Here is a 21,239-nt window from a genome sequence, read left to right as displayed (position 1 = left end):
TCGAATGTGCCATAGGTCTTTTGGAGAGTGCAAATATGCCAGAGAAAATCAATTTAAATCAAAATTACACCCCACAAAATCTGCTAGACAGTCTTGAAAGCCGTAAAGAAATTTATGCAAAGCTTGCCGCTCTTGCCATTGAACCCGAAATTCATCCAAAAACAGGGCGCCCCCTAAAACCTCAATGGCTCAAAGTAGGCCTAACGGGTGGGGAAGTCCTGTTTAATATTAAAAAAGATCTCAGAGAGAAAAAGCTTTACACAGTCTGTGAAGAAGCAAAATGTCCTAATATATCTGGCTGCTGGAACACTGGCACCGCTACTTTTATGATTTTAGGGGATGTCTGCACGCGCGGCTGCCGCTTCTGCCATATTAAAACAGGCAACCCTGGGGGGCTGCTTGACAAAGAGGAACCATACAAAGTTGCTGAAAGCATTCGCATGATGAATCTCAACTATGCTGTTATTACTATGGTTGATAGAGATGATATTCCAGACGGAGGTGCTGCCCACATTGCCGAAACAATTCTAGCGATTCATAAAGAAAACCCTCGAACCAAAGTCGAAATTCTCGCCGGGGATTTCAGAGGGCAGATTGAAAGTATTGAACAGGTTGTCCATGCAGGCCGCGGCCTTGATGTTTTTGCCCACAATGTTGAAACCGTTCGGCGCTTAAGCCCACGCGTGCGCGACGCACGGGCAAAATACGACCAAAGTCTTAAAGTTCTTGAAAATGCTTTAAAAATTGGGCCTAAAGGTATGTACACAAAAAGTGCTATTATGCTTGGGCTGGGCGAAGATTTCGCTGAAATAGAAGAAACTCTTTGTGATCTGCGCCAAGCTGGCACAGAAATCATAACGATTGGTCAATACTTACAACCAACAACGAAACACTTGACCGTGAAGCGTTTCGTCCATCCCGAAGAATTTGAGTACTGGAAAACGCGTGCGAAAGAACTTGGTTTTAAAGCCGTTGCAGCAGGTCCTTTAGTCAGAAGCTCCTACAAAGCTTCGGAACTCTTTCCAGTATAAATAACTGTAATGGGAATCAATCATTCCTCCCATCTATTTCCATAATTTATATTTCTGCCCAGTGTTATGCGCCTCACCATGGATTAAAAAATATTTATTGGAGTTTTTTTATATAACTCGCCGTCCATTAAAAATGTTCCACACATCGTTTTTTTAATTGAGAAAATCCGATGGATTTGAAAATTTCATCGGTTAATTTATCCCATACATTTCTCCCAGCTTGAATAATATTATCTATTTTTTTGTATAATCTAAATGATAAATGATTTGTTTTTTAAGTAACACTACAATCTTTCAATATGATTTAATTGAGGCATATAGAGAGAAAGAAAGTGTAAAGTAATAATTTTCGGAACAACAATCTTACAATTATTATGCGCTTTTGAGCCATCCAATATCATTAGAACATGTTCACTTCTCTTTTTTTTTCCTGAGAAAATATTCAAAATTATCTGCATATTTTCACTGTTTAAAGTTGGCAGAACTAATTTGAGTCTTTTACCAGTATTAATATTTATTGCTCCATATATCCATGAATTTAAATAATTATTTTCATTTTTATACTCAGCGCGAATCCCTTTTGCACTCCAAATTCCTGAAGTGATTGTCTCTTGTCAATATCTAATTTCATTTTGATAATATTGAAAAACTTTTTTATCCAGAAACTTATTTTTTTCTTAATCTAAAACTTTAGGAAAATTTTTTCTCCATTCTGCAATAACTTTTGGATCATTTTTAACGTGCACTGGTCTCGGTTTGACTTTTCTTAAACCTATTTTATTGCAAAATTAATAAATGCCAGATCTGCTAAACTTCTTACCATTATTCTTATATATAAGATTTTTTATAATTTTAACATGAAAAACTTTTGCATGCTATTCCTAAGAATTTTGTAAAATAAACTGACTTTTTAATTTCAAAATCCAATCGGGTTTAACAAACTTTTTCTACCAGTACGCGGCTTTTCTAAAAGATTCATTATTCCATTCGAATTAAGTTTTCTGAAAGTTTGTTATACGTTTTTTGGGCTACATTTCAATTCCATTGATGTTAAATTTACTCTAATATCCATTAAAAAGAGCAAAATTATAGAAAGATTCCTTAGAAGTTGCGTCGCTAATTTTTTCTTAAGAAGTCTCTTTAAAGTTTAATTAAAATGAGTTACTATCTTTGGCATATGCAACACTCTTTTATTATTTCAAGTATAGATGAAGTGCTGCATACCTTTTACACAAAGAATTTTAATTTATAAAATTTTCTTCTATTTTACTTTTTAAAATCACTTTAATCTTTTGGGTATCTATTCTTTGGAAGAAACTTTTCGGACTGCGCTTATTCAGTATTTATCTATTGACAAAATTAAAGAATAACTGTAATTAATATTTACCGGCCGGTATATTTCTTAAGTGTTTGTATTTTTTTATTTAATATTTTAAACTTATAGCTTAAAACAAAGATAATATTTAAAAATATTGAATTTGAAAAATAAAAAATGTATTATTAATTTTTGTTATTTTTAATAAATATTATTGCATTACTTTTACAAATTTAATTTAACCTTTTGAAGGAGATTTAATTATGGTTGAAAAAAACATTTCTGATATAAGCGATAGTCTTGCAAATGACGAACCCCTTGAATTTGGTCCAAGATGCCTTGCAGCCATTCCGGAAGATATTCAAGACATATTAGAAGATTACGAATAAATAATACTAATTATTTTAACACATATGGGATATAATTTTTAATATTAATGTCTTGTATGTGTTTTATAATTTTGAAAATAGTAAATATTATGGATGAAATGAAATGATAAACGTGATTGGTGTTGGTCTGGACCCTGATTTAGATTTAACTATTGCCGCAAAAAATAAATTACAAGAATCTCCAAAAGTTTTAACACTTGCCTCAGCTTCAATTTCTAAAAAATTAGAAGAAATGTTAATTATAAATGAGAATATTTTATATTTATATAGTAATGGAAATGCTGATCAAGAAAATTATGACAGGATATTAAATTATATAATTGAAACAAAAAAAGAATATGAAGAAGTATCTCTCGCAATTCCAGGTCATCCCATGATTGGGGTAACTATTGTTAGCATGCTTTTAAAACAAAAAAATAAATACAATTATAAAGTAAATGCTTTTCCTGGAGTATCAAGCTTTGATTGGATGATGATTGATTTAGCTAGAGATCCCATTGCACGTGGTTCTATGTTATTGGATGCGAACAGATTTGTTCTTTTAAATATTCAAATTGATCCCCAATTAGATATTTTCCTTTATCATATATGCTCTGTCGGAACTCGAAAAGCATGGTACAGGGATCCCTCAAAAGATAATAATTTGGAAATTTTAAAACTTAAACTTTTAAATTTTTATCAAGAAGATAAAGTAATAAATTTAGTCTCTAGTGGATCTAATTTCACAATTAATAATGATAAATCTATAATTTATAGTACTCAGCTAAAAAATATTGAAGAAATGAGAAAATATATTAATTTTTCTTCCACATTGTACATTCAAGCTGAAAAACCAAAAAATATTGATTTTAAATACCTCAATAATTTAAAACATTCATAGAGTTTATATCATGGATATGCAAATATTATACCACAATAGAATGCTTGCGGATGAAAGTAGATGTAATTTATTTAAAGAAGTCATAAAAAGAAAAGTTAACAAAGAAACTATTCTGGTTGATATTGGAACGGGTACTGGATTATTATCATCATTTGCTTTAGAAATTGGCGCAAAAGAAGTATATTCAATAGAATATTTTAAAGACGCTTCAGAATTTTCAGAGAAATTTTTAACTCAGAAATGGAGCAATGTTAAATGCATAAATAAATCATCTTATGAAGTCTGTATATCTGATGTTAAGCCTAATATTCTAGTAACAGAAACAATAGGACTTCTTGGTCCAGAAGAGAATATTGTAGAACTCACTCATGATTTTTACAAGAGACATAAATCCATTTCAAGCATTGTCCCTAAAAAATTAAAATTATACTACCAGTTTTTAAATTCTGAAAGAGTCGAAATTTATTTAAATAGCATTATTTCTAATTTTTCAAAATATGATTATTTAAAGGAATCTACAGAAGATTTAAAAAATTTATTTTCGAATAAAATAAGAACATCAATAATTAATGATTGTATTAAAAATAAAATATCTACACCATTTTTAATCAAAGAATATACCTTTGGTGTTGATCATGACAGTTCATTTTCAACTAATATTAAATTAATTCCTGATGGAGATTGTAAGTATAATCTTATTCATTTTTATTTTGATGCCTATCTTGATGATGAAACAGTGTTATCATCAAATTGTTTTTCCAAAACAACACATTGGTGTCATTCATATGTCTATATTCCAAATTCAAAAAAGAATAAGACTTTGAATATATCTTATAAATCTAAAGAAAAAAAGGTAAATGTAAAGTGGCTCTAAAAGAGGATATTTTATTAGAAAAAAATTTTTGTATTATTGATAATTTTTTAGGAGAGGATCTCCGTGAAAAAGTTTGGAAATATTTTCAAAATTTAGATTTTACATTTGTTAATAATTCAAAATGGAAAAAAGTTTTTCATCCGAATGATGGAACTCCATTAGAATCTAAAACATTTACTTATAAACATGAAAATATTATAAATAATTATCCAACTGGACTCTCTATAGATATATTATTTGATGAATTGAATAAACACAACGAATTTGTTGATTTATATATTGGAAAAAATTGGAAGTGGTATTATTTAAAACCATTTATCTATCCCATTAATTCATCTTTGCAGTGGCACGATGACGGTTATTCATTGGGTGCGTTTATTTATTATTGCCATAACAATTGGAAAACTGAATGGGGAGGGGAGTTGTTAGTTTCAAATAAAATAGAAAAATATAATAATGATAAATTAAAAAATTCTGAAATATTTTTTGATAATAATTTTTATTCTGATTTAATCAATGATCAAAAGTTTTATTATTCAATTCCCCCCAAAAAAGACCGTGCTATTTTTATTAAATCTAAAACCTTGCATAAAGTTAATTCGGTATCAAATAATGCTGGAAATAATATGAGATGCTCAATTTCAGGACAGTTTTATGGTTGAAATAATTCAAAATGAACATAATAAAAATCAATTATCTTCTTTAATTTACTCAAATTTTAAACAAGAATCTAAACCATTTAATCACTTATATATCGAAAATTTTTTCAATAGAGAATATGCTTTATCTTTATATCAAAAAGCTTCATGCATACCATCTTCAAATTATAAACTGCATAAGACTGGATATAATTACGCTTTATTTGCTGATAAAGAGTTTTATAACTTTGTTTATTCTGATGATTTTTTAAGATTTATTTATAATAGTTTTAACTTAAATATATCAAGATCAAAATATTATAAATATCCTCAAGTATATAAGTTCGATCCTTCATTTCGAGGATTACCAATTCATAATGATTTTAATCAAAATAGAGACTTTACAGTAATATTTTATCTTTCACCTGATTGGAATCCATCCTTCGGTGGTGAATTATTTTTATATGACAAAAAATATATTTCTATCTTAAATAATGATAGAAATTCTGTCGGTCAGGTTCGAAATAAAAGTGCTTCTGAAGAAGCTGAAGTGAAAAAAGTAAGCCCATATTTCAATTTGTTCTTTGCTTTTCAAATTTCACAGTTTTCATGGCACTCAGTCAGTGCTGTTTTAAATGGATGGACACGTTATGCCTTAATTGTTGATTTTGATAAACGATAAATCTAAAGTTTTTATAATTTATTTTTTCAAAATATCAACAGCTAGAGGCGTTTTATGTTTAAGTTTTTATGTATAAATATTAATTTTTTTTATTTTGCTATCGCAAGTCTAATTATGCAAATTGGAATAGGACTAACTCAAGTAGCTGTTTATGGCCACTTGGCTAGGATTGATGCTTCTCCACTATACTTTACATTAGCTTTTTCACTAGCAACAATACCAGGATTATTTTCGAGTCAAATTGGAAGTTATTTATCAAAAAAAGTAAATATAATTTTTTTATGTGTTGCAATTCAATTATTAGGGGCATTTTCATTATTTTTACCTATCCTTGGAATAAATAATAATCAAATTATTTTACTACTTTTCGCTGAGTTTATTTCAGCTTTTATTGCTGGATTTATCTATCCAATTTCGCAAATATATATAAAAAGAGTATTTACAGATAAAAATTATTTACCATTAGCGTCTAAGTTAGATGTATATTTATTTTCTATAAATATAATTATTGGAACATTTATCGGAACTTTATTATATGCCTACTTTAATACAGAAAATTATCTACTGATTAATTCATTGGCATATGTAATTTCTTCATTTATATATGTTATAGCTTATTTTACAAAAAAGAACATTAGCATTAAAAATTTAATTATTACTGAAAATTTTTCTTTTAATAAAAATAATCGTTTTTTAAATAGGCGTATTTTATTTCTTAAAAATTTTTCTATAGAACAAAAGTATCCATTTTTAATCCTTATATATTTACCTATAGCAACCACTCCTTCAATATCTCTTCTTCCAACTATTGGAAATAAATACGGTTCCAATATTCTTATATTAGGAATAAATCTAACACCTGCTCTTTTGTTTATTTTAGCAAAAACGATTGGTCAAATCATAGGTCCTATGTTAATTAAAAATTATATGTTTGAAAAATTCTATAATAATAAATCAGTTTTTATAAAATGTAATTTTCTTTTCCTTTTGATGTATTTAGTTATTTACTTTATAGATAATATTTATATATCAATCATATTAATAATTTCAGCTCATATTTTTTCAAATATTGTATTTTCATTAGGCATGTTTGCGACTCAGCGAACTTTTAAAATCGATGAAATCTCTGATGTTTCCGCAAAACAATATCAAATATCTACTTTCTCAATGGCAATAATTTCTTTAATGAGCGGATTTTTAGTAAAGTATATACCTTACTATGTTTTAATATTTATACCTTTTATTATTATTTATTTATTACTATTTTTTCAAGAAAACACCGCTAAAAGTCTTATTCTTAATAAAAGGAAAAATTCTATAGATAAAGTAGATTAATTGTAGGCGCAAATTTAAAACCATCTGACAAAGAAGTATAAATTGCATTAAAACTTCTTTTTTAATTGAAAAGGAGTTCAGGTATGGATGGTGTGGCACAGGCAGCCAGAGATCTCGATATCCCATTACCAACGCTTTATTCTTGGCGTACTAAACGAGAACAATGAGGCCAAGCTTTAGAAAATAAAAAGCCCAAAGCAGCAGAATTTGCAAGATTAAAACGTAAAAATGCCCGCTTAGAGGAGGAGAATAGTTTTCTAAAAAAGGTAGTCGCGTACTTTGCGAAAGCACCAGATCCACTCTGTTATTCTGTATAGTATGTCTGAAAGCACAATAAAAATAATAAAAAAGAAGCCTAATACAAATAGGCTCCTAAAACTTTTCACAGATGAATTATATTAATTCGCCTCAACAATTCTCGCTGATTCGATGATCACAGGAGTTGTTGGCACATCGTCATGAAAACCATGACGGCCTGTTTTGACTTTAGCAATAGCGTCGACAACATCCATTCCTTCAGTCACTTTACCGAAGACCGCATAGCCCCATTGAGCTCCACGGTTGTTTAGAAAATCGTTATTTGTTAAGTTAATAAAGAACTGAGCTGTTGCAGAGTGTGGATCGTTGGTCCGTGCCATAGCAATTGTGCCACGTTCGTTACCTAGACCATTTTTTGCTTCATTTTCTATTGGATTATTTGTTTTCTTTTCTTTCATTTCAACAGTAAATCCACCACCTTGGATCATAAATCCAGGAATCACTCGGTGAAAAATAGAGCCATCAAAATGCTCAGATTTAACATATTTAACGAAGTTTGAAGCTGTCATAGGTGCTTTTTCATCGTCGAGTTCAATTGTAATTTCACCCAGATTTGTAATCATTTTTACTAAAGTCATTTTACGCCTTTCCTGACCCTAATTGTTTTTTAGGGAGTAAAAATCTGTAGATATTTTTAATCCACAGATTTTATTTTGAATAACATGAGAGCTCCCTTATGGAGCTGAAAATCTGCTCAATTGACATAATCAATTTCAGTTTGGAAAACAAATCTTTATTTTTGATTAGTATCAATTCCCCAAAAAGACCCGCATTCGCTTTTAACATGGGTTAAAAAATCTTCTGGTGACATGGGAGCGAGGTTTTTTCCGTCCCGATACCTTGCAGTCAATGTGTTTGTCTGCGCTTCTTTGTCGCCAATAACAAGCATGTATGGAATTTTCAGCAATTGAGCATCGCGGATTTTAGCACCCAGCTTGTCGTTGCTGAAATCTGTTTCCACACGCACACCATTTTCTTTCAAGTACTGAGAAACTTTACGCGCATAATCTTCCTGTGCTTCTGTAACTGTTACGACACGGCATTGAATAGGAGCAAATCCTAATGGGAAATGGCCTGCACAGTGTTCAATAAATACGCCCATAAAACGCTCAATAGAACCTAACACAGCACGGTGGATCATTACGGGAATTTCTTGTGTATTATTAGCTGCTTGGTAAGTTGCACCAAAACGCATTGGCATCAAAAAATCAAGCTGGATCGTTGCACATTGATGCATACGGCCAATGGCATCTTTCACTTTAAAGTCGATTTTCGGACCATAAAATGCACCGTCACCTGGGTTAATGCTGTATTGAACTTGTGCTTCTTTTAAAGAATCTTCCAAAGCCTTTTCTGCTATATCCCATACTTCCTCAGCACCCATACGGTTGTCTGGGCGTGTAGAAAGCATATAAGTCACTTCATTAAAGCCAAGTTCTGAATAAGCTTCTTTGACAAATTGTAGAGCGGAAACAATTTCAGTTTGAACTTGTCCAAGCATACAAAAAATATGACCATCATCTTGTGTGATACGACGCACACGAGTCAACCCATGCAATGTTCCGCTTAATTCGTTGCGGTGCACAATGCCAAACTCACCATAACGTAACGGTAAATCGCGATAGGATTTTTGTCCCACCATAAACATGCGCACGTGGCCAGGACAACTCATGGGTTTAATTCCAAATTCATCATCATGATCATCTTTAAAAACGTACATATCTTCACGATAATTTTCGTAATGTCCACTGACCTTCCATAAGTTAACATTCATAACTTGTGGACTTTGGATTTCTTGAAAACCAAATTTCGCCCATTTCACTCGAATGTAATTTTGCAAAAGGGTAAAAAGCTTAGCTCCATTTGGAAAAAAGAACGCTGCACCCGGGGCAATGTCACTCATTAATGTGAAGAGATTGAGTTGACGCCCAAGTAAAATATGATCACGTTTTTTTGCTTCTTCTAGCATATTTAAATAAGCATCGAGGTCTTTTTTATTTGCCCAAGCGGTTCCATATATACGGACGAGTTGTTCATTGTCTTTATTTGCGCGCCAGTATGCACCCGCAACACTCATCAGTTTGAATGCCCCGAGTTTGCCCGTAGCAGGAACATGGGGACCACGACAGAGGTCATCCCACTCACCTATTCCGTAGATTTTTATCTCGCCTTCTTCAGGCAAGGCTTCTACTATTTCAACTTTAAATTTTTCCCCGAGTTTGGAAAAATGAGCCACAGCTTCATCTTTACTCACAACTCTTCTTTTCACAGGAATATTTTTAGCAACTATTTCCTGCATTTTTTTCTCGATCAGAGGGAAATCGTTTGTGCCGATTTTAGTTCCTTCTTTAGGGTAAACATCATAATAAAATTGATTTTCTACCACAGGTCCAATCGTAATCTGCGTTCCAGGGAAGAGCTCTTGAATAGCCATTGCCATGATATGCGCAGTGGAATGTCTTATAATTTCAACACCTTCTTTAGTACGATCTGTAATGATTTCGACTTTTACCCCATTCGTTAAAGGGGTATCGAGGTCGACAGACTGCCCATTTATTTTTCCGGCAATTGCGCTTTTAGCTAAACCAGAACCAATACTTGCTGCAAGGTCAAGAATAGTTGCGGGGGTTGAAAGGGAACGGGATGATCCATCAGGTAAAAAAACTTGTACAGTTGAACTCACAAACGACTCCTTTTACTTATCGCTCCCCACATACAGTGTGGGTGTGCGGCCACGAGAATTAACCACTGGAGACTATACAAATTTTATAAACAGGTAAATCATGTTTTTCATTATTAAAAAAATATATCCCTTTAAATTGCTGCTTTTCTAATATATGTCTCTAGCTCAATGACTTGCAGTTTTCATCTTGACTTCATTGACAAAAAATTGTTTAAGATGTGTGCCTGTTTTAGAGCATTCTCTGTGTTGCCAGATGCTTGGTGGATTTAATAAATCCGTGGCAATACAAGGGGTTAAAACCATTATAACCAAGCAGGAGTTAAGTATGACTGTTGAAGTACAAATGCGCGACTTATTAGATGCTGGCGTTCACTTTGGTCACCAAATTCGCCGTTGGAACCCAAAAATGCGTCCGTTTATTTACGGTGAGCGCAATGGCATTCACATTATCGACCTTCAAAAAACACAAAAACTCTTTAAAGATGCACTTTCTTTTGTTGAGCAAACTGTAGCAGATGGCGGACATATCCTCTTTGTTGCAACTAAAAAACAAGCTCAAGAAATTATCGTAGAAGAAGCAGAAAGAGCAGGAATGTTCCACATTCACCACCGCTGGCTCGGTGGTATGATGACTAACTGGCAAACTGTACGTTCAAGCATCACTAAGCTTAAACGTATTGAAAAAATGGCTAATGACGGAACTTACGAAAGCATTACAAAACGTGAAGTTTCTCTTAAAGAGCGCCTTCGCATTAAGCTTGAGCGTTCACTCGGCGGAATCAAAAATATGCCAGGTCTTCCTTCTGCTATTTTTGTAATCGATGCTAAAAAAGAATTCACAGCGATTGCAGAAGCAAACCGTCTTGGAATTCCAGTTATCGCAGTTACAGATACAAACAGCGATCCACATGGCATCGACTATATTATCCCTGGAAACGACGATAGCCTTAAAGCTATTAAGCTTTATGCAAGCCTTATCTCCGATGCAGCTCTCGAAGGCAAACAACGCCGTAGATCTGAATTGACTAAAGAAGACTCCTCCTTCTCTTCTGAAGGTGGACGCTCCCAAGTTAAGGTGAAACGTCTTAAATCTCGCGATGAAGACGAAGCAAACTAAATAAAAAGGGTGCCCCGAATGGAGCACCTTTCTTTCTTTTTTAACTTTAAAAATAGGGAATATAAAATGGCCGTAGTAACAGCACAAATGGTTAAAGAATTGCGTGAAATGACCTTAGCTGGAATGAGCGATTGTAAAAAAGCTCTCGATGCCGCTGAAGGCGACATGGAAAAAGCAGTTGTCATTCTTCGTGAAAAAGGTCTTGCGACAGCAGCGAAAAAAGCTTCGCGTGCCGCAAGTGAAGGCGTTGTTACAACTGTTGTTGATGGCAACAATGTAGGTTTTGTCTTCGAAGTAAACTGTGAAACAGACTTTGTAACAAAGAATGATGGTTTCCAAGCTTTTGTTAATAATCTTCAAACACTTATTAGCAAAACCAAACCAGAAAATCTTGATGCACTGCTTGCAAGTCAATATGACTCCTCAAGCTCTGTGAAAGAAGCAGCAACTTCACTCGTTGCACAAATTGGCGAAAACATCACAGTACGTCGTTTTGAACGCGTTGGTTCGGGCAAAAACTTTGTCACTTCCTACGTTCACGGCGGTGGTAAAATTGGTGTTTTAGTTGAACTTTCTGGCACAGGAATCGAAGCACATTGCAGCAACCAAGCTCTTGTTGAACTTGGTAAAGATGTTGCATTGCAAGCTGCAGCTATGAAGCCACAATACCTCAATGAACAAGAAATTCCTGTTGAAACAGTGAAAGCGGAAGAAGAAATCATCCGCAATAAATTCCTTCAACAAGGTAAACCAGAAGCAGCTCTTGCTAAAATCGTTCCAAGCAGCATTAAGACATGGTTCAAAGAAATTTGCCTAGTCGATCAACTCTTTGTGAAAGATGACAGCAAGTCTGTGGCAGCTTATGTTGCTGAAACAGGCAAAAAACTTGGAATTGCCGATCTCAAAGTTTCTTCTTTTGTTCGTCTTGAACTTGGTCAAGGCGTTGAAAAGAAAGCTGAAGACTTTGCTGCTGAAGTTGCTGCAACTGTCGCAGCGGCTGCAAAAGGCTAAAAAAAGCTTTATTTCAGTTCAATAAAAAAGAGTGAGTTACCTTATAAATAACTCACTCTTTTTTTATATCCAATTTGGATCTTTTTCTTATAACTCGTCCTTTATTTTCTTTATGCTCGCTTCTTCGGATACGAATTGTAAATTCGACCTTATGTTGTCGCGCAACAGAAAAAAACTTTTCTATTCCAAACGAGATCATACTTTTAGCCATCTCTTGCGTGAGACCTTTTATAATTTCATCTTTACCTTTTACAATAAATTGGGTCGCATCTTTTGGGAAATTATCTTTAACTTCTTTTATGACATCCATACCAGTGGCAACAGTTTTCTTAAGAATATCTCCGCCAATTTTAGCTAAATCTTGCAGATCTCCCTGAGCAAACCATTTTTGATGTTCGTCATCATTTTGATTTTTCTTTTTCTCTGATTTTTCATTTTCAGAATTTTTATTATGATTCATACTTTTACCCCATAGAATAATCACTCTAAAAGGAATATATGAGAAAAAAAAGGAGAATGCAAAACAAATAAATATTAACTTGCTTTTTGCGGAAATTTAGAATTTTTTTGATTATTCAAGTTAGAAGGAAGCGCTTTTCCTTTCATACGCGCTAACGCTACTTGAGTTTCACGTGCTTGAGGATCAAGTTTTAATGAAAGTTCATAGCATTGAATTGCTTTTGCTTTATCTCGTAGTGCTTCATAACAACAACCTAAATTATAAATGTATTTTGAATGATTGGGTTCCATAATTGTCGATTGCTCATACCAACCGAGCGCACTGCGATAATTCTTCATTCTAATAAATAATAAACCAACTCTTGCTAAATTGTCTGCAGTGGGTTCCATGCTGGCAACTTCTTCACATGCGGCAATTGCATCTGGAAGTTTGTTCATTTTAGCAAATACCCGACCTTTTGCTTTTAAAACCTCGACTCGCAAATGATGATTTGTAGTCGGAATTTTATTAAGATCTGACATAGCTTTTTCAAAATCTTCCATTTTTTCGTATATCTTTGATCGACACAAATAAATATCATATTGATTTGAATTCTTATTAATTAAATCCGTAAACAACCCAACTGCTTTTATTTCTTTACCTTCAGAAATATACATATTTGCCAACTGCATAATCGATTTAGTACTTGATGGATTTTGCCTTCTTGCCTTCATGCAATAATGAACTGATTTTTCAAAATTCCCCATAATTTTCATAATATCTGCATATTTTAATAAAACGATTTCATCACTTGGACTATCTTGTAATGCTAGTTTCATATGTGACAAGGCTAAATCACTGCTTTCTGTTTTTTTCTGTTCTAAGTAGAGATCAGCCAAAAGAATTCTTCTATGTGGTTGTTTTGCATTTATTTTTAATTCTTTTTCTAAATATGGAATTGCTTCCGTTTTTCTTTTCAGGGAAAGCAAAATATCTGCCGCAGTTGAATACGCTGGAAAATACATACTATTTATTTTTATTGCCTCTTTTATGTATTCTAGAGACTTTGTCACATTGCCTAGCTTTGATTCAGCAAGCGCTAATCCACACATAAGCTGCGCACTTAGTTTTCCTCCATTTATAATTTTTAAAAACTCATTTTTTGCCTCTTGATACTTTTCATTTAAATACAATTTTTCAGCATTTCTTAAAGTTTTAATATCTTCCGGAGGGTGTTTATACTTATCAATTAAAGTTATTACTTTTTGGATAATATCATTTGTCTCAAAAGGTTTTAAAATATAATCAGACACTCCTAAGTCTACGCTCCGTATAATATCTTCTTTTGTTGCTTCTCCTGAAAAAAATAAAACTGGAATATCGTTTTGCATAGTACGATTGCGGATAAAAGCAAGAACCTCGAAACCGTCACCTTGCTGCATATAAATATCAGTTATCACAATATCTACACTGTGAGTTTTTAAAAAAGAAATCGCATCCCGAGCATTGGGAAAATCTTCAACAGTGAATTGCCCCGTTTTTTCGAGAATTCTATTCACTGCTTTTCTCATATTTAATTGATCATCTATCACAACTGCTTTTAGATGATCGAGATTGCCAACAGTCATCAAAAATGACCTTTCTTTCATAAAGATGGCAAAAATCAAATTTCTTAAGCAATATCGACAGCAACTGAGAAATGAGTGAGAAGGACAAATGCATTCTTGTCAGTACAAATTTGCAGGACACAAAGAACACACTGTCAGCTTTTTGACAGGAACTTTTAGTTTTTTCTTAGGAATGAATCAAAAGTCCATCCTGAAAAAAGAAACAGGATTTAAAAAATTAATCGGAAGCAATTAGTTTCCAGAATATAAAAAAAACGTTCATTATTTTCGAAAAAAAAAAAGCTAACCCATATTTTCTTATTTCTCTATTATTGATATCAATAAAATTTAGACAACAAATTTTTATTTTTTAAATTATATTATTTTTTTAAATAAAAGAAAAACAACAAAAATAAAGCAAATAATTGACTAGTTAGCCTAAAATAATATTCAATCAATCGAAAAAATGAATTTCATAATATATTTCATGGATTTCCCCTGATCTGCAAAAGACATGCATGCTAGTACTATTTATTTTTGAGAGAAAACTATAAATAAAGCTTATTATTTTTATTTTATCACCTATGAACTAATTTCATAAAATATAGTTATGGTATTCTATTGATTGTTTTTTTCAAGTTTAAAATCCCATTCTTTACGTAACAAAAAATTTGATTTATCGTTTAAAAGGTTAATTTATACGTGAACAAAGATAAATATTTATGATGAAATTTCTTCACTCATTAAGTAACTTAGTTCAAAAATTAACTCAAATTTAATTAAGGAGATTCGTTATGCGTAATTTTTCGAAAGCAAAAGCTGTCATATCGTCTTTCGCTCTTTTATCAATTGCTGCATACGCAGCAGGAAGCGAGAATTATCCTCGCTACACTGTAGAAGGTAGCCAAAGTGTAACTATTCCTGCAGGAGTGGATCCTTTTGAATTAAATACAGATTTAGAAGCTTTAACTGGTTATAAAACAATCAAACTCATGACTATTATGCCCTCGGCAGAAATGCTTGCTGAGAATGATTTAGCTCTTAGTGCATTTAAAGAAAAAATAGGCGCAGAACCGAACTACAGCACCATAGTCCCATTTAGCCAATCACCTGGAGCAGTCGATCTTGGCATGAACAACGTTCCTGTTCTCAATCAAGGCCAATATGGAACCTGTGTAACGTTTGCTGCCACTGCAGCCTTGGACGCAAGATTATCTGTTGGTGATTATATAGACCAACAATGCAGTCTCGCTCTCAATAAAAACCTTGGCGATGACTTTTGGAATGGTGCGTACACAGCGGTGCAAATTCTTCAACCTTTAAAAACTTACGGCATTATCCCTAAAAGCAAATGCTTTGGCTCAACCTATCCTACACCAAGCCAAAAAGTTTCTCCTACTCAATATCAAAGCACGAGCGACAAGAGTCAAGCAGCTAATATCAATTGGACTTATGTAGGTAAAAGAGACATTAATGCCGTGAAAACTGCTCTTAAAAACGGACATAGAGTGGCAATTGGCTCATTGCTCTCCACCGCTGACAGCACAGGAGTCAATGGCTTTAGTTTTAAAATCAATGGCAAAAAAACCAATGGCGGTCTCTGGGCATGTGATCAACCAGGCAGCAGAAACTATTGCGGACGTAGCAATGCAGGCCACGAAATTGTTATCATTGGCTTTGATGACAACCAAAAACTTTTCAAAATTCGTAACTCTTGGGGAGCAGGAGTGGGTGATTCTGGCGACTACTATATGAGCTACAATTTCTTCAATGTCATGGAAATGGACCATACTGAAGTAAAGTAATATTTATTACTGTATGATAATTCTGAAATAAAATGCAGGATATTTATTTAATATCCTGCATTTTATTATTTAAATTAACCCTGAACCAAACGCTTTAAGGCTGTGCGGCTATCTAAAATAGCTTCTGCATTATCTTTGTCCCATAAAGAGTTTTCTTTATAAGAAATTGTACTTTCAGGTAGGGGAATAAAACCACTTTGCCAAAACCAATTTAAACGATTTCTTGGATTGCCTAAAAGGTCTGCTGAAGGACGCCAATCAATGTGCTTATCAACAAATTGATCGGGGGGATAGCGAAGTTGTAAAGTCTTATACCTTTTTTTTACAACCGAAGATGGGGCCCAGATTTCGACACCTAAACTCGTAGCAGCTTTTGAAGGAGATAAGTTTTCTGCGGGCTGAGCTGAAGACCATTCACTTCCTATTTCTTCACAAGGGCTTTTTCCTTTTGGAATGAGTTCGAGGCGCAGCAGCTTTATTTCACTTGCCGCCCTCCGGCGCGGAACTATCATATTTTCTTCATGCTTTTCTTCATGAAAGAGATCCATTTAAAGACTCCTGAGCGGGCTGAAGATTTGACTTAATGAATTGACATAATTCTTTTGTATTTTTAGTAACTTTAACATTTGTTTCTAAAAAATTTAGCAATTGTTGAATTACTTTCTGAACTTTTCTATCCAAAAGATCAATTTTATTATCAAATATTTTTCTAATTGGATCTGCATCTGGTGGAAATGTTTCTGGCATTTGTAAAGTTGTTGCAATGTCAGATAGAAAATTTGCATCGATTGAATTAGGTAATGATTTTTTAAAGCAACAAACTCCATAAATTGAACTCAAAACCAAATGAAGTTCACGCGAATAACTCCATGAAAATGATTTGATCGCAGATGAAGGATCGAAAGTAAATGTCCACTCAAAAGGTTTTTTTTCAATAAATTCAAATAAAGTTTCATCAAATGGTTTTCCTTGAGCACTCATACAAGCTTGCAATAACAGTCTTGAAGAAACATCATTCCTATTTAATCTCACTCTTGATAAAGCATATCTTTCCAGAAGATTTGGAACACTTGCGCAATAACGGTGACGGCTTACAGATGCAGGCAAAAATATTTTTTGCAAACCCGATAAAAGGAGTGAAGAAGCTGCTTCAAGTTCTAAACGAATATCATCCGAAAAATCTTTCGCCAGAGAAATTCTTTCAAACCACTCTTGAAAGTCGCAAAATGATTGCAAGCACCAAGTTGCTAGTGTATCTCGACGGGTATTCATTTTATTTACGACTTGTATATGCTCTTCTTCAGATTTTTTTGATCTTAAATTTTGAAATTCTTGAAAAGTTCTTCCATATTCTACAGCAAGGATAGCATTCAAATGTTCCCAATCGTCAATAAGTAAACAAATTTCTCTTTGAATTGTACGAATCCGAGCAAACAACTTTCTCTCAGTCGTTTTTTCTGTAAACTTATCTAATTCACAAACTTTAGAAACAGGCATAAATTTCGGTTCATGTTCACTTGAAGCCAAACCAAAGCGAATGCCATCCTCGCTTAAAGAAACAGCGAAGTCATGTTTATTTTTAGTAAGAAAGACTGAGCCAATTCCTTCTAACTCATAATAATGAATAAGTGTCCTAAATTGATAATTTCGATCATTTAATCCAAACCAATAATAGAGGGATAAATTAACACTTTCCTCAACTTCATTTAAAATATCAAGAATTTCTTCTTCGGAATGTTCTGCTAATCCTGTTTTGGCAAAGATATTTATAAAAAAATTAACAATATTTTCTGCTGTCTGTTTAGCCAGTTGATCACGATTATAAGTTTGAGGAATATCCAAAACTTTCATTCCACGATAATTTATAAGAAATTTCTTAAATTCTTTAATTGAAGTGGGGGAGTATAAATATTTCTCAAAGAGTTCAAAATCATTTTCTATTTCATTGATAATTTTCATTGTAGTTGATTTCAACATTGCCTTATTTTCCTTCCAATAAAGCAAGCAAATTTGTTTCAACCAACTCTATGTCTTCATCATTTTCATGACCTTGCTGCGCTTTTAAAAGCAAAGATGAATATTTTTTTAAACTTTCTAAAATGAGATTATACTCTTTATTTTCTTTTTGAATTTTATTTAAATACCTTTTCGCCCGTAATATTAAGGCATTTACAATCTCAGGTTCACATTCATATGCAGATAATTCTGCTTTTTGTAAATCTTCTTTTTTTCGACCAAAGGGAAAACTAACAATATTTTCATGTGACATAGCCTTTTCGAGCTGCTTAGTTGTAGACTTTTTTTCATAGATTTCATCAACATTATGCAATTTTTCATTATCAGTAAACTGATCTTCGTCGTCAAGGTTAAGCGATGTCCAACCAGTCACTTCGCCCGTCCTACTGTCAAATTGAGCTTTAGCTTCATTTTTTGTACCGAGTTGTCTTGCAAAAACATGCACCATACCATTTACATCGTAAGTTAATTGAATTTCGCAGCGTGTTCCTTTAGGGCACGGCTGTTCGAGTTCAAACAAAAATGAACCAATTAATCTATTTTCTCCAACAATATCACCTTCGCCTTGCACGACGACGACGTGAACTGCATGTTGATTGTGATATATTGTATTAAAAAATTCGGATCTTCTTGCTGGTAAAGCGCTATTCCGATGTAAAATGGGGGCTACATGCAATAATTTTTGCAATTCATTATTAAAATCTTCGATACGCGCCCCCAGTTTTCGATGCAGTTCTTGCTCTGAAATTGGATAAGGTATGCCAAATTTTTTCGCCACAGTTTTAAAATTTTCATTTATAGCTTCTGTATTTTCAACCACTCCAATACCTAAAGAATGGCTACAAACATCAACTAAAATCGTATCAGGTTGAATACCAATAATGATGGCTGCTTGCAACGATGCTCCCCAACTGACAGCGAGATCAGGTTCTAATCGAGCATCGACAATACAAGCAAAATAATCTGATAACATTTTGCGCACTAAAACGAGGCGTGTGCTACCTCCGACAAGCAATATCCGAGAAATATATTTTGGATTTCTTTTTGCTGCATGCATAGCACTTTCTGTTAAAAATAAAGTCCTTTGCAAAATAGGAGCAACCATTTCATCAAAATTCTCGCGGCTCAACTCAGTTTCAATCGATGATCCTTTTCCATCAAGATCATTTGCTTGGACTTGATAAAGTCCTTCGGATTGCAAAGCTTTTTTAGCCCGTTCTGCTAATAATATTAAATTTCTATAAAGTTCAGAAGATTTTGAGGAACGCCGTGCTACCAATTGCGGATGAACTTTATCGACAAGTGAGTTTGCTATTGCTTCGTCGATATCATCACCACCTAAATGCACGTCACCTTCACTGCTTAAAACGTTGAAGACTAGACCATCTCGATCAACAATACTCACATCAAAAGTACCACCGCCCAAATCAAAGACGGCAAGGGTTTCTTTTTCTGTTTTTTTATCTTCAGGCATCATGCTGTATGCTAGAGCGGCCGCAGTGGGCTCATTCACAATTCTTAGGACATGAATGCCTGCTTTTTCTGCTGCAGCAACTGTAGCCAAACGAGCAGCATCATCAAAATGAGCAGGAACAGTGATGACAGCCCAAATCCCGCCAAATTTTTCTTTTTCTTCTTGTAAAGTGGGATGTGAAACTAAGTAATTTAACACTAATGTTGCAGCATCTTCAGCAGTATATTGCTTTCCGTTAGATTCAAATAAAGCATTATTTTTCCCCATACTCCTTTTTGTGCTTTTTATCACTTCAACAGGAGTTATTTCATTTTGCAGTTTAGCTTTATTACCCACAAAATTTTCATTTTCATTTTTATTAAAAAAAATCATGGATGGGACGAGATATGAATTTTCATATTCTAAAGTAACAGGATGGCTTGCTCCATTCGAAAAGACTGAAACAACCGAATTCGTAGTACCAAGATCGATTCCAATCGCTGAAGCTCCTTGAGGACTCTTCGGATATGATTCCGAGCTGTAACTATTATTTCTATTATTTTCTTTATTTTTTTTCTTGAACTGAAGAACATTCATGCTACAGACTCCAAAGTGCGCTCCTGACTCAGGTGCGGGCATGTCTATTTGATAGACTGTGATTACTATGGCATATTGCATAATGCAAACCGGTTAACCCGGAATAGTTGTAATTCAATTTGAAAGAATGGTTTTTTTAATATGCTTAAAACGCGACTGACAACGGCTGCAATTTGTTCTGCAGTCATAATTTATATCCTCAGTTTCTCTCCTATTTCTCTTTTTTATCCTCTTTTCGTAACTGTAACAACAATCGCAATTTTTCTATCTGGAACTGAATATGCAGCTCTCCGTTGGAATATTTTAGATGGAACAAATAATATTGAACAGCCAAGACCCAAACTAAAAGCAAAACATTTTGCGGTTGGATTCTCCTATTCTTTTTTAATTATCACATTTTCCCTTTCAAATGTTATTTTTGCCAGTGAACCGCAAAAAATTCTCATTATTCCAATAACTTGGGTGTTCCTCTGCTTTTTTGTCGCTGCTGCATTTATTTATCGCAGAGCACATGATATGCACACGGCCTCAAACAAACTTCTCAATGTGATTGCAGGTTTTATTTATTTAGCTCTTCCTGCGGTTTGTTTAACAAATCTTAGTCTTATTCAATTTGAAGGATCTTATCGCAGTGCTCAACTGTATTTTTGTCTTGCTACAGTATTTATGGGTGATACAGGTGCTTATTTTATAGGTTCTAAATTTGGAAAACATAAACTCATTCCTAAAGTTTCCCCGAAAAAAAGTGTCGAAGGTGCGCTAGGTGGGCTCTTATTTAGTGGACTAACAGCACTTATTTTAACGCATCTTTTTAACCTTCCATTTCCGCCATGGTTCTCCATTCTTGTAGGTGTTTCTATGGGTATTGCAGGTCAAATTGGTGACCTTATGGAAAGCGCTTTTAAACGTGCTGGAAAATACAAAGACAGTGGCAATTTACTTCCTGGCCATGGGGGTATTCTCGACCGCATTGATTCTCTTATTCTTGGCGTTCCTGTCGCATTTTTGTTTTTTTCACTATATAAATGAAAATACTTTTGACACTTTTT

21 protein-coding genes are annotated in these 21,239 nt (G+C 33.6%); 12 read left to right on the top strand and 9 right to left on the bottom strand.

What is annotated here, in order from left to right:
* Positions 1-35 precede the first annotated feature (35 nt).
* A complete protein-coding gene (gene lipA / locus EZS29_RS04395; protein WP_130606965.1) occupies positions 36-1,031 on the top strand; it encodes a lipoyl synthase in 996 nt (331 codons plus the stop codon).
* A gap of 284 nt (positions 1,032-1,315) precedes the next feature.
* On the opposite strand, the gene EZS29_RS16320 is transcribed toward lipA, so the two are convergent.
* Both EZS29_RS16320 and EZS29_RS16315 read right to left on the bottom strand, forming a co-directional pair.
* Positions 1,316-1,624 carry a transposase gene (locus EZS29_RS16320; RefSeq protein WP_425460366.1) on the bottom strand — a complete coding sequence of 103 codons (309 nt, stop codon included), beginning with the start codon at positions 1,622-1,624 and terminating at the stop codon, positions 1,316-1,318.
* A gap of 84 nt (positions 1,625-1,708) precedes the next feature.
* Entirely contained in the window at positions 1,709-1,807 is a 99-nt protein-coding gene (locus EZS29_RS16315; protein WP_130612752.1) for a winged helix-turn-helix domain-containing protein, read from the bottom strand.
* A gap of 802 nt (positions 1,808-2,609) precedes the next feature.
* Between EZS29_RS16315 and EZS29_RS16200 the strand changes: the two genes are divergently transcribed.
* From EZS29_RS16200 to EZS29_RS04360, 6 genes are all read left to right on the top strand, one after another.
* Positions 2,610-2,735 carry a hypothetical protein gene (locus EZS29_RS16200; RefSeq protein WP_281276306.1) on the top strand — a complete coding sequence of 42 codons (126 nt, stop codon included), beginning with the start codon at positions 2,610-2,612 and terminating at the stop codon, positions 2,733-2,735.
* A 103-nt stretch (positions 2,736-2,838) separates the two neighbouring features.
* On the top strand, positions 2,839-3,615 hold the full coding sequence (locus EZS29_RS04380; RefSeq protein WP_130606963.1) for an SAM-dependent methyltransferase: 777 nt from the start codon (positions 2,839-2,841) through the stop codon (positions 3,613-3,615).
* Between the two features lie 10 nt (positions 3,616-3,625).
* On the top strand, positions 3,626-4,489 hold the full coding sequence (locus EZS29_RS04375; protein ID WP_130606961.1) for an SAM-dependent methyltransferase: 864 nt from the start codon (positions 3,626-3,628) through the stop codon (positions 4,487-4,489).
* Positions 4,480-5,151, top strand: coding sequence for a 2OG-Fe(II) oxygenase (locus EZS29_RS04370; protein WP_130606959.1), 672 nt, complete (start codon positions 4,480-4,482; stop codon positions 5,149-5,151). Before EZS29_RS04375 ends, EZS29_RS04370 begins: the two co-directional genes overlap by 10 nt.
* Entirely contained in the window at positions 5,144-5,809 is a 666-nt protein-coding gene (locus EZS29_RS04365; RefSeq protein WP_130606957.1) for a 2OG-Fe(II) oxygenase family protein, read from the top strand. The genes EZS29_RS04370 and EZS29_RS04365 overlap by 8 nt, the downstream gene beginning before the upstream one ends.
* Before the next feature lie 54 nt (positions 5,810-5,863).
* On the top strand, positions 5,864-7,144 hold the full coding sequence (locus tag EZS29_RS04360; RefSeq protein WP_130606955.1) for an MFS transporter: 1,281 nt from the start codon (positions 5,864-5,866) through the stop codon (positions 7,142-7,144).
* A 398-nt stretch (positions 7,145-7,542) separates the two neighbouring features.
* On the opposite strand, the gene EZS29_RS04355 is transcribed toward EZS29_RS04360, so the two are convergent.
* Both EZS29_RS04355 and thrS read right to left on the bottom strand, forming a co-directional pair.
* A complete protein-coding gene (locus EZS29_RS04355) occupies positions 7,543-8,040 on the bottom strand; it encodes a peptidylprolyl isomerase (protein ID WP_130606953.1) in 498 nt (165 codons plus the stop codon).
* Between the two features lie 155 nt (positions 8,041-8,195).
* Entirely contained in the window at positions 8,196-10,145 is a 1,950-nt protein-coding gene (gene thrS / locus EZS29_RS04350) for a threonine--tRNA ligase (RefSeq protein WP_130606951.1), read from the bottom strand.
* 325 nt (positions 10,146-10,470) lie between these two features.
* On the opposite strand from thrS, the gene rpsB reads away from it, so the two are divergent.
* Positions 10,471-11,262: a 30S ribosomal protein S2 gene (gene rpsB, locus EZS29_RS04345; protein WP_130606949.1), complete on the top strand. Its 792-nt coding sequence runs from the start codon at positions 10,471-10,473 to the stop codon at positions 11,260-11,262.
* Positions 11,263-11,328: 66 nt separating this feature from the next.
* The gene (gene tsf / locus EZS29_RS04340) at positions 11,329-12,273 is read left to right on the top strand and encodes a translation elongation factor Ts (protein ID WP_130606947.1); all 945 of its coding nucleotides are present in this window, start codon (positions 11,329-11,331) and stop codon (positions 12,271-12,273) included.
* Positions 12,274-12,325: 52 nt separating this feature from the next.
* Here tsf and EZS29_RS04335 read toward each other — a convergent pair whose 3' ends face one another.
* Positions 12,326-12,733 carry a hypothetical protein gene (locus EZS29_RS04335; protein WP_130606944.1) on the bottom strand — a complete coding sequence of 136 codons (408 nt, stop codon included), beginning with the start codon at positions 12,731-12,733 and terminating at the stop codon, positions 12,326-12,328.
* 74 nt (positions 12,734-12,807) lie between these two features.
* Positions 12,808-14,340, bottom strand: a complete 1,533-nt coding sequence (locus tag EZS29_RS04330) for a tetratricopeptide repeat protein (RefSeq protein WP_172603770.1) — start codon at positions 14,338-14,340, stop codon at positions 12,808-12,810.
* 88 nt (positions 14,341-14,428) lie between these two features.
* Here EZS29_RS04330 and EZS29_RS15855 point away from each other — a divergent pair, with 88 nt between their 5' ends.
* Positions 14,429-14,575, top strand: a complete 147-nt coding sequence (locus EZS29_RS15855; RefSeq protein ID WP_172603769.1) for a hypothetical protein — start codon at positions 14,429-14,431, stop codon at positions 14,573-14,575.
* A gap of 538 nt (positions 14,576-15,113) precedes the next feature.
* Positions 15,114-16,124 carry a C1 family peptidase gene (locus EZS29_RS04325; RefSeq protein WP_130606940.1) on the top strand — a complete coding sequence of 337 codons (1,011 nt, stop codon included), beginning with the start codon at positions 15,114-15,116 and terminating at the stop codon, positions 16,122-16,124.
* A 74-nt stretch (positions 16,125-16,198) separates the two neighbouring features.
* On the opposite strand, the gene EZS29_RS04320 is transcribed toward EZS29_RS04325, so the two are convergent.
* Genes EZS29_RS04320 through EZS29_RS04310 form a run of 3 tightly spaced genes read right to left on the bottom strand, consistent with a single transcriptional unit; the run spans position 16,199 to position 20,190 of the window.
* Positions 16,199-16,672 carry a hypothetical protein gene (locus EZS29_RS04320; protein ID WP_130606938.1) on the bottom strand — a complete coding sequence of 158 codons (474 nt, stop codon included), beginning with the start codon at positions 16,670-16,672 and terminating at the stop codon, positions 16,199-16,201.
* Positions 16,656-18,101 carry a hypothetical protein gene (locus EZS29_RS04315; RefSeq protein WP_130606936.1) on the bottom strand — a complete coding sequence of 482 codons (1,446 nt, stop codon included), beginning with the start codon at positions 18,099-18,101 and terminating at the stop codon, positions 16,656-16,658. The genes EZS29_RS04320 and EZS29_RS04315 overlap by 17 nt, the downstream gene beginning before the upstream one ends.
* 4 nt (positions 18,102-18,105) lie before the next feature.
* Positions 18,106-20,190: an Hsp70 family protein gene (locus EZS29_RS04310; protein ID WP_172603768.1), complete on the bottom strand. Its 2,085-nt coding sequence runs from the start codon at positions 20,188-20,190 to the stop codon at positions 18,106-18,108.
* A gap of 141 nt (positions 20,191-20,331) precedes the next feature.
* On the opposite strand from EZS29_RS04310, the gene EZS29_RS04305 reads away from it, so the two are divergent.
* The gene (locus tag EZS29_RS04305; RefSeq protein ID WP_130606932.1) at positions 20,332-21,219 is read left to right on the top strand and encodes a phosphatidate cytidylyltransferase; all 888 of its coding nucleotides are present in this window, start codon (positions 20,332-20,334) and stop codon (positions 21,217-21,219) included.
* The last annotated feature ends 20 nt before the right edge of the window (positions 21,220-21,239 follow it).

The organism is Fluviispira sanaruensis (genome assembly GCF_004295685.1).
GTDB classification, from domain to species: Bacteria; Bdellovibrionota_B; Oligoflexia; order Silvanigrellales; family Silvanigrellaceae; genus Silvanigrella; species Silvanigrella sanaruensis.
This window is presented reverse-complemented; position numbering and strand designations above follow the sequence as displayed.

Bases quoted from the DNA above. Each gene is read 5' to 3' on its own strand.
- EZS29_RS15855 (WP_172603769.1), top strand. From the start codon at position 14,429: ATGCATTCTTGTCAGTACAAATTTGCAGGACACAAAGAACACACTGTC.
- EZS29_RS04320 (WP_130606938.1), bottom strand. From the start codon at position 16,672: ATGGATCTCTTTCATGAAGAAAAGCATGAAGAAAATATGATAGTTCCG.
- EZS29_RS04310 (WP_172603768.1), bottom strand. From the start codon at position 20,190: ATGAATGTTCTTCAGTTCAAGAAAAAAAATAAAGAAAATAATAGAAAT.
- EZS29_RS04315 (WP_130606936.1), bottom strand. From the start codon at position 18,101: ATGTTGAAATCAACTACAATGAAAATTATCAATGAAATAGAAAATGAT.
- lipA (WP_130606965.1), top strand. From the start codon at position 36: ATGCCAGAGAAAATCAATTTAAATCAAAATTACACCCCACAAAATCTG.
- EZS29_RS04380 (WP_130606963.1), top strand. From the start codon at position 2,839: ATGATAAACGTGATTGGTGTTGGTCTGGACCCTGATTTAGATTTAACT.
- EZS29_RS04360 (WP_130606955.1), top strand. From the start codon at position 5,864: ATGTTTAAGTTTTTATGTATAAATATTAATTTTTTTTATTTTGCTATC.
- EZS29_RS04335 (WP_130606944.1), bottom strand. From the start codon at position 12,733: ATGAATCATAATAAAAATTCTGAAAATGAAAAATCAGAGAAAAAGAAA.
- EZS29_RS04365 (WP_130606957.1), top strand. From the start codon at position 5,144: ATGGTTGAAATAATTCAAAATGAACATAATAAAAATCAATTATCTTCT.
- rpsB (WP_130606949.1), top strand. From the start codon at position 10,471: ATGACTGTTGAAGTACAAATGCGCGACTTATTAGATGCTGGCGTTCAC.
- EZS29_RS04375 (WP_130606961.1), top strand. From the start codon at position 3,626: ATGGATATGCAAATATTATACCACAATAGAATGCTTGCGGATGAAAGT.
- tsf (WP_130606947.1), top strand. From the start codon at position 11,329: ATGGCCGTAGTAACAGCACAAATGGTTAAAGAATTGCGTGAAATGACC.
- EZS29_RS04330 (WP_172603770.1), bottom strand. From the start codon at position 14,340: ATGACTGTTGGCAATCTCGATCATCTAAAAGCAGTTGTGATAGATGAT.
- EZS29_RS16200 (WP_281276306.1), top strand. From the start codon at position 2,610: ATGGTTGAAAAAAACATTTCTGATATAAGCGATAGTCTTGCAAATGAC.
- EZS29_RS04355 (WP_130606953.1), bottom strand. From the start codon at position 8,040: ATGACTTTAGTAAAAATGATTACAAATCTGGGTGAAATTACAATTGAA.
- EZS29_RS04305 (WP_130606932.1), top strand. From the start codon at position 20,332: ATGCTTAAAACGCGACTGACAACGGCTGCAATTTGTTCTGCAGTCATA.
- EZS29_RS04325 (WP_130606940.1), top strand. From the start codon at position 15,114: ATGCGTAATTTTTCGAAAGCAAAAGCTGTCATATCGTCTTTCGCTCTT.